9 protein-coding genes are annotated in these 11,939 nt (G+C 63.7%); 7 read left to right on the forward strand and 2 right to left on the reverse strand.

Annotated features, from left to right (window positions below; translation table 11 throughout):
- Window positions 1–11 precede the first annotated feature (11 nt).
- Window positions 12–995, reverse strand: a complete 984-nt coding sequence (locus ACFWO3_RS07055; protein WP_378575363.1) for an alpha/beta hydrolase — start codon at window positions 993–995, stop codon at window positions 12–14.
- Window positions 996–1,116: 121 nt separating this feature from the next.
- Window positions 1,117–3,099, reverse strand: a complete 1,983-nt coding sequence (locus ACFWO3_RS07060; RefSeq protein WP_378575905.1) for a CocE/NonD family hydrolase — start codon at window positions 3,097–3,099, stop codon at window positions 1,117–1,119.
- A gap of 188 nt (window positions 3,100–3,287) precedes the next feature.
- On the opposite strand from ACFWO3_RS07060, the gene ACFWO3_RS07065 reads away from it, so the two are divergent.
- The 7 genes from ACFWO3_RS07065 (at window position 3,288) to ACFWO3_RS07095 (ending at window position 11,906) form a co-directional block, all read left to right on the forward strand.
- Window positions 3,288–4,187 (forward strand): pseudouridine synthase, encoded by a 900-nt coding sequence (locus ACFWO3_RS07065; protein ID WP_378575365.1) that lies wholly within the window; start codon window positions 3,288–3,290, stop codon window positions 4,185–4,187.
- Between the two features lie 68 nt (window positions 4,188–4,255).
- Window positions 4,256–5,809: a CHAD domain-containing protein gene (locus ACFWO3_RS07070; protein ID WP_378575368.1), complete on the forward strand. Its 1,554-nt coding sequence runs from the start codon at window positions 4,256–4,258 to the stop codon at window positions 5,807–5,809.
- Window positions 5,810–5,856: 47 nt separating this feature from the next.
- The gene (locus ACFWO3_RS07075) at window positions 5,857–6,747 is read left to right on the forward strand and encodes a universal stress protein (protein ID WP_378575371.1); all 891 of its coding nucleotides are present in this window, start codon (window positions 5,857–5,859) and stop codon (window positions 6,745–6,747) included.
- 192 nt (window positions 6,748–6,939) lie between these two features.
- The gene (locus tag ACFWO3_RS07080) at window positions 6,940–7,989 is read left to right on the forward strand and encodes a 3-oxoacyl-ACP synthase III family protein (RefSeq protein WP_378575374.1); all 1,050 of its coding nucleotides are present in this window, start codon (window positions 6,940–6,942) and stop codon (window positions 7,987–7,989) included.
- Window position 7,990: 1 nt separating this feature from the next.
- Window positions 7,991–8,920: a hypothetical protein gene (locus tag ACFWO3_RS07085; protein ID WP_378575377.1), complete on the forward strand. Its 930-nt coding sequence runs from the start codon at window positions 7,991–7,993 to the stop codon at window positions 8,918–8,920.
- Complete coding sequence (locus tag ACFWO3_RS07090) at window positions 8,917–10,578, forward strand: fatty acid CoA ligase family protein (RefSeq protein ID WP_378575379.1); 1,662 nt, start codon at window positions 8,917–8,919, stop codon at window positions 10,576–10,578. Before ACFWO3_RS07085 ends, ACFWO3_RS07090 begins: the two co-directional genes overlap by 4 nt.
- On the forward strand, window positions 10,578–11,906 hold the full coding sequence (locus ACFWO3_RS07095; RefSeq protein ID WP_378575381.1) for an NAD-dependent epimerase/dehydratase family protein: 1,329 nt from the start codon (window positions 10,578–10,580) through the stop codon (window positions 11,904–11,906). The genes ACFWO3_RS07090 and ACFWO3_RS07095 overlap by 1 nt, the downstream gene beginning before the upstream one ends.
- Window positions 11,907–11,939: the final 33 nt, after the last annotated feature.

The following is an 11,939-nucleotide window of genomic DNA, read 5'->3' on the forward strand; positions in this document are numbered from 1 at the left end:
CTACGGAGAACTCAGGCCCCGATGGAACCCTTCATCATCGGAAGCATCGCCCACAGTTGGTCCTGCCAGTAGCCCCACTTGTGGGTACCGACTGCCGGGAAGTCGAAGTGAGCCGGAATTCCGAGCGTCGCCAGCCGCACTTCGAATGCACGGTTCTGTGCGAGTGCGAGCGCTTCGAGACCCATACCGGTGCCGGTGTTGAACACGTCGATCGCACTCTGCGGGTTGTCGTGCGGTCCCGGGATACCGCTGCCGGCAGAAATCCACATCGGAAGCCCGCGCAGGTTCGGGGCCAAGACGAACGGGTCGTGACGAAGCCACGCCGGATCCCACGGCGGGCCCCACATGGCGTCGGAATTGAAACGACCCGCATCGAGCATCGCCACTCGAATCGCCTCGCGCATCCCAGGGGCGGACAGGTTCAGGTAGCCCGACATCGCGCCGGCGAAAGTGAACTGGTCGCGGTGATATGCCGCGAGAGTCAGTGCCGCGTTGCCGCCCATGGACAGGCCAACCACTGCATTCTGGTTGCGGCTGATCCCGTATGTGTTCGCGAGGAAGTCCGGCAGGTTCTGCGTGAGGAACGATTCCCACTTGTAGGTGTAGGGCTGGTTGGTGAAGTTGTTGGGGGCGTACCAGTCCGCGTAGAAGCTGGACTGTCCGCCGACCGGTTCCACGACGTTCACTCCGTGATCCGACAGCCACGCGGCGTTCGTTTCGTGTTCCCAGCCGCTGACGTCGTCGGTTGCCCGCAGCCCGTCGAGCAGATAGACGGCCTTGTTGCTGCCGTTGTTCGCCAGCCAGATCCGGACTTTGATCTGTCCGACACCGCCCGGCGCAGCAACCCAGTGCTCACGAAGGCGGTCGTACGGGTGCGCCGATGCGGTCCCGCCACCGACGAGAACGAATGCCACCGGTAGCACCACGACGGCGATCATCACGTGCGCGATTACCCGCAGCCGGCGACGTGCCGACACACCGAGGACCTTGCCCATTTCTGCCTCCGCTTCCACCCCGACGGATGTCGTTACTGCTGCACAGTATTACCCCGTTGCAACAGAGTCCTGTCTAGTCCGCCGAATCGTTATCCAACACCGATTCGCTCGATTCCCCAGCTCACCACGGATTGGCTCCGACGAAGGGCACATTGACGAAGCTCGGTCGTCCGGGAGCGAGCTCCAGGTGCTGCGGCCGCAATTCACTTGCGACTCGCATCGGGCCGAGCGGCAGGTAACGCGATACGTTGCCCGCATACACGTCGATACGCAAACGGTGCCCGGGCCGCAGTACGGCGTCCGTCGGGACGATGTTGACGTCCAGTGCAGTATCCTGACCAGGAACAACGGGCTGCATCGTGTCCAAGGTCAGCGCGTGATGAGTGTCGGTGTAATCACCGTTCTCGGACTTCGAGCTCTTCGAGTCGTCAACCCCTCGCAGCGAGGAAGTGAGGCCACCGTTGGAGAGCAACGTCGAGGTTCCGTCCGGCGCGACGTCGTTCACGGTCACCGACCAGAAGCCGTCGGTCGCGTCGTGCACGGTTTCGAGATGCACGTTGATCGGCCCGGACAACTGTGTCGCTTCCGTGACCGGAGCGGAAGTGAAAGTGAGCCCTTCCGCCTCGTTGAAACGCGAGTCCTTGGTGCACCCGGACCCGAGTATCACGGAGATTCCCGCCGTTCCCTGGGCGCCGTCTCGTGAACACACCCCACGAAGGCCGGGGGCCACGGTGAGGCGTGCCGCCTCGCTCGGTTCGGTGGCGACGAGGCTGCCGTCATGGATCGAGTGGCCTGCCGTTCCGCTGGGGGCACCGCTGAGGTACATCCGGGAGTAGTCGACGCCGGCGCGGGGGAACTGATCCGTCGTGGTCCAGCCACCGCCCTGCTGATAGAGAGTCACCGGCCCGAACTCGTCGATGCCGTTGTCGTCGCCCTTCAACCACTTGTCGAACCAGGCCCGTTCGAGGACGTCGAGTTGCGGCGGTGTTCCCGGCTTACCGTGATCGCCGCCGATGGAGACGTGGTAGCCGTCGCCCATGATGAGCTGCTTCTCGCCGGGCGGCAGCGGGAGCTCGTTGTAGATGCGCGGCTCGCTGTTCGCGAAGATGTCGTGCCAGCCGCCGTAGACCATCGCGGGCACCTCGATGCTCTGCACATCGGCTTGGCGGTCCTGGTAGAACTCACCGTCCTGTGCGACGCGAAGGGTGTCCGGATCCAGCCCTTCGATATCGGGACGAGTGATCGCTTCTGCCAACGCGGGAATGAGCGTCACCGGGTCCTCGACACGATCCCTCAGCCACTGCGCGTCGAAGTCACCCTGAAACAGAGACTCCATATCGGGAATCAGCTTGGTGCCATTGACCAGGGTCAACCACAGCGGCATGAACCCGAGACCGAGTCCGCCGCCGGTGCCGACGATGTCGCGGAGAAGATCGTTACCGGGCTCGACGGGGAAAATCGCCTCGAGCGCAGGCGGTTGCAGTCCGGCAGCCTGAATCGCGTTGATGGCGGAGTACGACACGCCACCCATTCCGACATCACCGTTGGACCAACTCTGCTTGCTCACCCAGTCGATGACCTCGACGGAATCCTGCTGTTCACGTGGGCCGAGAACGTCCCACTTGCCCTGCGAGAATCCGGTGCCGCGCGTGTCGACCACGACCTGCGTGTATCCGTTGCGAACCAGGTCCCGGTTGACGGAGAACACCCGCATGCCGCCGGCGGCGGCAACCTCGGACATCTCCTGTACCCCATTGAGAGGGGTACCCGAGAGATCGATGCTGTTCACGAGGTTCACCACGAAGTCTTCGAGACCGGGTACCGCGTACGTCGAGTCGACGAGATTGCTGATGAGCTTGGTGTAGGGCGTGATGTTGAGAACCGACGGCATCTTCGTGTCGATCGCCTTGCCTGCCGCATCGGCGGGCCGGTAGACGTTCGCCTTCAATACGGTTCCGTCGCTCATCGTGATCGGAACGTCCCAGTCGATCGCCACGCCGGGGTACTCGTCGGGCGCATCCACGGCCGCCCGCCAGGACTCTCCGGCCGTGCCACCGGTGGGGTCCGCGAAAGCCACGGTGCCGGGAACGAACGTTGCACCCATCGCCATCGATACAGCGAGAACTCCGAGAAATTTCGATCTGCTCGCGCGCCGCGAACGCCTCACGGGCTCCCCCGTCTCCTTGTGGCATTCCCCACGATAGGAATCGCGGTGTGCCTCCCGTCACAAACTTACCGGATAGTAGCCAGACGTTTCACGCCCGTCAACGATCGGTGAACTACCGTGTTCGGGTGGCCCCGGCACCGCTTCCCCTCCGTGACGGCCTCGATCCCACGCGGCTGCGATTGCCGAACTCCAGTGCGTGGCACACCGTGCTGCAGTACCTCGTCACCCGGTTCCCCCACGACGCCGAACGACTTCGAGAGAAGGTTGCGGCGCGCGAAGTGGTCGACGGAAGCGGTGTCCCGATTACCGAGCGGACGCCCTTCGTTTCCCACACTTTCGTGTACCTCTACCGGGATCCCCCGGAGGAGACACCCGTCCCGTTCTCGTTGCGTGTTCTGCACCGCGACGACGATCTGCTCGTCGTGGACAAACCACACTTTCTTGCAACGACTCCCCGCGGAGCGCACGTGGTGGAGTCGGCCCTCGTCCGATTGCGTCGCGAACTGGAATCGTCCGACATCTCCCCCGCGCACCGACTCGACCGACTCACCGCCGGGGTCCTGGTCTTCACGCTTCGTCCGGAGATACGTAGCGCCTACCAATCGATGTTCGCCGAACGGAAGGTCACCAAGACGTACGAGGCGATCGCGCCGTACCGAGCAGATCTGCACCTTCCCGCAACGGTGAGGAGCCGGATCGTCAAGGAACGAGGGCGCCTGCAGGCGTACGAATCCGAAGGAGAACCCAACAGCGAGACGGTCGTGGAGATCGTCGAACGACACGGCGGCCACGCACGCTATCGACTCACGCCCACCACCGGCAAAACGCACCAACTCCGAGTTCATCTGAGCTCTCTGGGCATCCCGATCACCGGTGACAACTTCTATCCCACCTTCTACGACGTTCCCGCCGACGACTATTCGAGTCCGCTCCGACTTCTCGCGCGCTCTCTGGAGTTCGACGACCCGCTGACGGGTCTCCGAAGAACCTTCAGGAGCGAGCGAACGCTCTCCTGGCCCGCCTGATTCGACTTCCCCACAATCGGTCGGTGTCGGCCCTTTCGCTTCTCGCCCGTAATCGGGAGAATCACGGCATGAGCCGGACGAATCAGCCGATGGCGAAACCTCGAGCGTTCGAGGAAGTCGAGCGCAAGTACGAGACCACCGGAGACAACCGGTTTCCGTCACTGTCGGGTCTACCGGGTGTCGCCGGCGAATCGATCGTGGACAACTTCTCGCTGTCCGCCCTGTACTACGACACCGAAGACCATCGGCTGCTCGATTCGGCCATCACGCTTCGTCGTCGGGAGGGCGGGGACGACGCGGGTTGGCACTTGAAACTGCCCGTGAGCGAGGACTCGCGCATGGAACTGCACCTACCGGACAGTGTTGGGACAGAAGAGGCCCCGGCAGCACTCGCCGGGTTGCTCGCGGCGGTGACGGGCGGGGCCGAACTCACACCGCTCGCCCTCGTCGGTACCGACCGGGAACGACACCGACTCCACGACTCCGCCGGCCGCGTCCTGGTGGAAGTCGTGCTGGATCTGGTCGTCGCGGCTGTTCCGGAAAGCGACCGCGACGGCAATGTCTGGCGGGAGGTCGAGGTCGAGCAGATCGCCGGTGACACGGGACTGCTCGACTCCGTCGAGGCGAGGCTTCTCGCGTCGGGGATGACTCGATCGGCCTATCCGTCGAAGCTGCACCGTGCGGTCGGCAGTCTGTCCCGTGTCTCGACGGTGAAACATTCTTCGTCCGATCCCAGGGCAGCACTGTCCGTCTACCTGGGCACCCAGACGCGCGCCATGCAACTTGCGGACATCGCGCTACGCCGAGACCTTCCCGGTGCCGTGCACGACCTCCGGGTTGCGGCGAGACGCCTGCGCAGCGCACTTCGAGTGCACGGTGACACGATCGACGACCACGCCCTGGTCGATACTGCGATCGAGGACCTCCGTTGGGTCGGACGCCGACTCGGCGAAGTCCGGGACGTGGAAGTCCAACGGGAACGCCTGGTCGCACTGGCCGGCACCACGGCAGATGTCCCCGATCGGGCCGAGGTCGCCGGTGTGATCGAACCGTACTTCGATGAACTCGCTGCCCGCGCGCGACAGGTGGCGACCGACACGATGTCGTCCGCCCGCTATCTGAACGTCTTCGACACGCTCGCCGCTCTCCGTGCGAATCTCGAGTCGTCAGGCGCCGACCGCAAGAGGTCGGACCGTAGGGCTGCACGCGAAAACGCTTACGGCGCCGTGGCTCACCTCGCCCGGAAGGTGAACAGTCGGCTACGGGCGGCGTCGAAAGAAGGCGATCCGACCAAGCGTGGCGAGCTTCTGCACCATGCCAGAAAGGGTGTGAAGCGACTCCGCTACGCCGTCGAGGTTCTCGAACCGCTGAGGACGGGTAAGACGAACCGCGCCGTGCACGGATACAAGGGATTACAGGAACTACTCGGCGAACACCAGGATTCGATGGTCGCTCGTCGGCATCTGGTCGCGATGACATCCGGCACCGACCGATCCGCGAGCATCGGCTTCGGTCTGGGGTTGATGTACGCGCGCGAAGTCGCACGCGGCGACGGCGACAAGTCCGAGCTGTCCCGCTCGTGGAAGAAAGCGCGGAAGGCCACACGCGAACTGACCGAATAGCGGAGAGTGGAACAAAGCTCCGCAGTCGACCGGAAGGAACTGCCACAATGACAACGCCACCCGACCCGAACGTCGTCGTCGCGGGAGTCGATGGTTCCGACACTTCCCTGGACGCTGCACGCTGGGCCGCGTCGGTGGCGCACCGCATGAACGCCACACTGCTGCTGGCTCATGCACTGCCACAGAGTGGAGCACTCCTCAGCCCGGCCGCAGTGTTGATGCAATCGCAGTTCCTGAGCCAACTCCGCGAAGACGGCGAAGCGATCATCGACGGGGCGACCAGACTCGTGCGGTCGGAGTTTCCCGATCTCGACATCGAGTACAGCATCGGTCCGGAATCCGCAGGCTCGCACCTTCTCGAAGAGGCCGACGACGCCCGAATGCTGGTTCTGGGCGCCACCGGTGCCGGTGCGGTGCGGTCGCTGTTCGTCGGCTCGACGGCACTCCACGTCGCGAATCGAGCGACCTGCCCGGTCACCGTCTGGCGCGGCTCCTCGGAGACTGCCGTTCCCGACGAAAGACCTGTCGTTGTGGGCGTTGACGGCAGTTCTGTCAGCGACCACGCTGTCGTTCATGCCTTCGAGTTCGCGGATCTGACCGGCGTCCCGCTGATTGCAGTGCACGCGTGGCGGGGATCGTCTGCACTCGGCGCCGGTGGTACCGGAGTCCTGGTGGATTGGAAAGCGGTCGAGCAGGAAGAGTCGGCTCTGCTGTCCGAGGGGTTGGCGGGAATGTCCGAACGCTTCCCCGATGTCTCCGTCACGCACGTCACCGAGCAGGGCAGCGCAGCCGAGGTCCTGATCAAGCAGGCAAGAAGTGCACAGCTTGTCGTCGTGGGCAGTCACGGCCGCGGACCGATCGTCGGCGCGCTGATGGGTTCGACGAGCCAGAACCTGCTGCATCACGCGCCGTGCCCGGTGACCATCTGCAGGCCGTGATCCACACGAACTTACTTGTGAGTAATCCCACATAACTGCAGCGCACAGCACTACAGTCTGTACTTTTCATCCTTCTTCGTACATGGTGATCCACGCTTGGCGGGTCGCGATCCGCCATGGATTGCCGTGTCTCGGGGGTGTATCGATTCACGTCTCTCGACTCGACCTGTTCACTTGATACAAGGAGCGACGTTGTCTCGATCCAGATTCGAATCCATCGGCGCGTACCTGCCTTCGGAAGTCGTCACGACCGACGAGTTGATCTCTCGCCTGGCCGAGCCGCCATCGTTCGACCTCGAGGCCATCACCGGGGTCACCGAGCGCCGAGTTCACGACAAGAGCCCCGACAACTACGAGGATTCCTTTCGTCTCGCCCTCAACTCCGTCGAGGAGTGCCTGTCGCACTCCCGTTACGACGCGAGCGAACTCGACGTCGTCATCTCCACCTCGATCACCCGATTCAAGGGTGGAATGAACTGCTACTTCGAACCGTCGTTCGCGGCAATGATCGCCAAGACGATCGGAGCAAAGAAGGCAATCCACTTCGACATCTCGAACGCCTGCGCCGGGATGCTCACCGGGACATACATTTTGGACCGAATGATCCGGTCCGGCTCCGTACGCAACGGCATGGTCGTGAGCGGCGAATCGATCACTCCCATCGCCGACACCGCGGTCAAGGAGATCTCGGAGAAGTACGATCTGCAGTTCGCCTCGTTGTCGGTGGGAGACTCCGGCGCAGCAGTGATTCTCGACCGCGCAGAGGACGAGAACGACTGCATCGAATACATCGACCTGCTGACCGCGTCCGAGTATGCCGACGCCTGCCTCGGAATGCCGAGCGACCGCACTCAGGGGATAGCGCTCTACACGGACAACCGGCGAATGCACAACGAGAATCGCTTCAAGCTGTGGACGAACAGCCAGGGCCGTTTCCTCGACTCACAGGGCCGATCGTTCGCCGACGAGGACTTCGACTACATCATTCACCACCAGTTCGGCGCCTCCGCGGTGACCTATTTGAACAACCTCGCCGAGAGGGAGTTCGGAACTCCCATGCCCGAGGCGCTCAACGTGGTGGAGAAGTACGGAAACACCTCCAGCACATCACACTTCGTCGTACTGCACGATCAGCTGAAACAGAAGAACCTACCGGCAGGGTCCAAGATTCTGATGGTCCCTGCCGCCTCCGGAATCGTCACCGGTTACCTGTCCGCCACGATCTCGTCTCTGGAGGCCTGAAATGGGCGTCGTCATCACAGCCACCGGTACCAGCAGCGACACCGACACTGCCAGCATCGTCACCCACGCTGCACGGGCCACGAAGTCTGCCATCGCGGCGGCCGGAATCAGCCCCACCCAGGTCGGTGTGCTTATCAACACCTGCGTCTACCGCGACTCGAACACCATGGAGCCCGCCCTGGCAGCACTGGTCCAGAAGGAGGCGGAGATCGGTCTGGAATACGCAGCCGAGGATCCACTGACCTTCTCGTTCGATCTCATGAACGGCGCGTGCGGGGTACTCGACGCCGTCCACGTCGCGTCCTCGCTGCTGTCCACCGGGAGCACCGAACACGTCATGGTCGTCTCGGGTGACACCCACCCTTCGATGACGGGTGCCGACGCACCTGCGGACTTCCCGTACGCCACGAGCGGAGCCGCCATGCTGCTCGGATTCACCGACTCCGCAGACGGATTCGGTCGTGTTCACACCGAGCTCGGCGATGGCACCAACGGTGTTCGAGGGTATGTCGACGGCGACACAATCGGGGCCAACGGGCGAAATCTGATGACCGTCGAGTGCGAAGACGGATTCGAGATCCGGCTTCTCGAGATAGCCGCATCCACGGCCCGGGCCGCACTGGCGGAATCGGCCGCCGACCCACAGACAACTCTGGTCATCGCTTCGACTCCGACTGCCGACTTCCCGGCCAAGCTGGCGGCGGAACTGGGCGTCACAGCCGCCGAGTCGGATCTTCTTCGTGAATTCGACCGCGACCCTCACACCGCCACTGCGACTCTGACGTACCACCACGCCCTGCAAAGGGGACTTCTCGACGGGTACAGGGACATCCTGTTCGTTACTGCCGGTGCCGGACCGAGCGCGGCCTCCGTCGTCTATCGGATCCCGGCCACCGGCCCGGATTCGGGCTCCGCCGAAGCGAACGCATGAGGACACCGACCTACTGCGGATCGATCGACCGGTTTCGGGCGTTCGCGGGCCGGAATCCCGAGCGGCCGGCGGTCACCCACGCGACGGGCACCGACGCCAGTGGCCTCCCCGTCTATTCGGACGTGACGTTTTCCGAACTCGACCGGTGGTCCGACGCACTCGCCCAGCAACTCGCGGCGGACGGAGTCCGTACCGGCACACGAACTATCGTGCTCGTCACGCCGGGCCCCGAGCTGTACGCGATCTTGTTCGGGTTGTTCAAGCTCGGCGCCGTACCCGTCGTCATCGATCCGGGTATGGGGTTGCGCCCGATGTTGCGCTGCCTTGCCGCAACGTCACCGCAGGCGTTCATCGGAGTTCCGGCGGCCCATGCAGTTCGAGTCCTCTTCCGCCGGACCTTCCGGGGTGTCGGGACCAAGGTGACGGTAGGACGCCGTTGGTTCTGGGGCGGGCACAAGCTCGCGAAATGGAGCCGCCAACTGGACGGAAGCGCGTTGCCGGAAGCTGTTGCGGAAGAGGACGATCTCCTCATGATCGCCTTCACGACCGGTTCTACGGGCCCGGCGAAAGCCGTGGAGATGTCACACGGGAATCTGTCCGCGATGGTCGACCAGATGGAAACGCTCAGCTCCCGTCTCGCCCCCGAGGCCTCGCTGGTCACCCTGCCGATGTTCGGAGTGCTCGACCTGTTCCTCGGATCGCGTGTGATCCTGCCACCGCTGATTCCGAGCAACGTCGGCTCCACCGATCCCGCCCACGTGGTCGACGCGATCAACCGTTTCGACGTGCACACCATGTTCGGCTCTCCCGCCGTCCTGGGCCCCCTTCTCACGTACGCCCGAGCCCACAACGTCGTGATGCCGTCCGTGCAGGCCATCTTCTCGGGCGGGGCGCCCGTCCCCGATCACGTGATCGGTGGTCTGCGGGAGGTCCTTTCCGACACTGCGGAAGTGCACGCGGGATACGGCTCCACCGAGGCAATTCCGATGTCGTCGATCGAATCCCGTGAGTTGTTGGCCGGTCTCGTCGAGAAGTCTCGCACGGGTCACGGAACCTGCATCGGGCGTCCGGCGCCACGCCTCGAGGCTCGCATCGTCGCCATCACCGACGATCCCGTCCTTACGTGGGCAGACGCCCGGCAGTTGGACAGTGGGATCGACAGTATCGGCGAGATCGTCGTTGCCGGGCAGAATGTCAGTACTCGCTACTACTGGCCCGAGGAAGCGAACCGCATCGGCAAAATCCAGGACGGTGCCCGAGTCTGGCACCGCACCGGGGACCTCGGCTGGATCGACGACGTGGGACGAATCTGGTTCTGTGGACGCAAGAGCCAACGGATCGTCACCCCGACAGGCCCGATGTTCTCGGTACAGGTGGAACAGATCTTCAACGCCGTCGAAGGCGTCGCACGCACTGCACTGGTGGGGATCGGGACCCGCGGTGCACAGCGTCCGGTGCTCTGTGTCGAGGCCCGCGAGGGGGCTGATCATCCCGCCGTGGCAGCTGCGCTGCGGGCCCGCAGCGCAGACTTCGCACTCGCCGCGTCCATCGAAACCTTCTTGTTCCACCCGTCGTTTCCCGTCGATATTCGTCACAACGCGAAGATCGGACGCGAGAAGCTGGCGGTTTGGGCCGCCAAGCAACTCGGAGATTCGTGATGAGCGGGAAGACCCTGACCCTCCGGACCATCCCCGTTCTTGGCTGGGTATTCCTCATGTACGGCGTACTCCGGGCGAGTCGCGCCCAGCCACTGAGACACCCTCTGCTGCGGGTCGTCTGGTGGATCGATGCGTTTCTGAGCATCGTCGTCCACGCCGCCCAGATCCCGTCGGCCGTTCGCCGAGGTGATCGACTCGGCCACTCGCGAATTCGCACGGCACTGCTGACCCTGGTGTTCGGTCTGACCTGGTGGAAGACACAAACCAACCGTTCGAGAGGAAGCTCGATGAAGGTACTCGTGACCGGCGCCTCCGGGTTCCTTGGCGGGCGGTTGGCCCGCCGCCTCGTCGAGGACGGCGGGAACGACGTTTCGGTACTCGTACGGCGCACCAGCAACCTGCAGGATCTCGGTGACCTCTCGCAACTGAGTCTCGTCTACGGCGATCTCACCGACAAGGATTCACTCGAAGCAGCGACTCGGGGGATCGATGTCGTGTTCCACAGCGCTGCCCGCGTCGACGAATGTGGCGTGCGTTCACAGTTCGTCGCCGAGAACGTGGATGCCACCGAACATCTGCTCACATCTGCGAAGGCGAACGGGGTGAGCCGGTTCGTGTTCATCTCGAGCCCGAGCGCGCTGATGGAGTACGACGGTGGCGACCAATTGAACATCGACGAATCCGTTCCGTACCCGAAGCGCTACCTGAATTACTACTCGGAAACGAAAGCTCTGGCCGAGCAGGCCGTGCTGGATGCGAACGAGCCGGGCTTCGTGACCTGCGCACTTCGGCCACGTGCAATCTGGGGTCCGGGTGATCGCTCCGGTCCGATCGTGCGACTGCTCGGACGAGCGAACACGGGTGCTCTCCCCGACCTGTCCGGCGGCCGTCAGGTGTTGGCGTCGTTGTGCCACGTCGACAACATCGTCGATGCTGCGGTGAAGGCCTCCCGGTCCGACAACGTGGGCGGTCTGGCCTATTTCATCGCCGACGACGAGGTGACGGACATCTGGCCCTTCATGGCAGAAACCGCACGGGACTTCGGAATCACCCCACCGACTCGAAAGCCGAATCCGCGAGTGGTGTCGGCTGCGGTCACGGCCATCGAACTGATCTGGAAGATTCCCCTTCTCGCGAACCGCTATTCGCCTCCGCTGTCTCGCTACGTTCTCGCACTTCTGACCAGGTCGTCCACGTTCGACACCGGCGCTGCGCGGCGAGATTTCGGATACACCCCCGTTGTCGACCGGGATGCCGGGCTCGCCGATTTCAAGACCTGGGTACAGGCGCAGGGCGGGGTGGCCGAGCTGACCCGAGATCTGAAGTAACTCCACGCCGACACCGCAACAGTTCTTCCTCCG

It is taken from the genome of Rhodococcus sp. NPDC058521 (assembly GCF_042719695.1).
In the GTDB taxonomy this organism is placed as follows: Bacteria; Actinomycetota; Actinomycetes; order Mycobacteriales; family Mycobacteriaceae; genus Rhodococcus_F.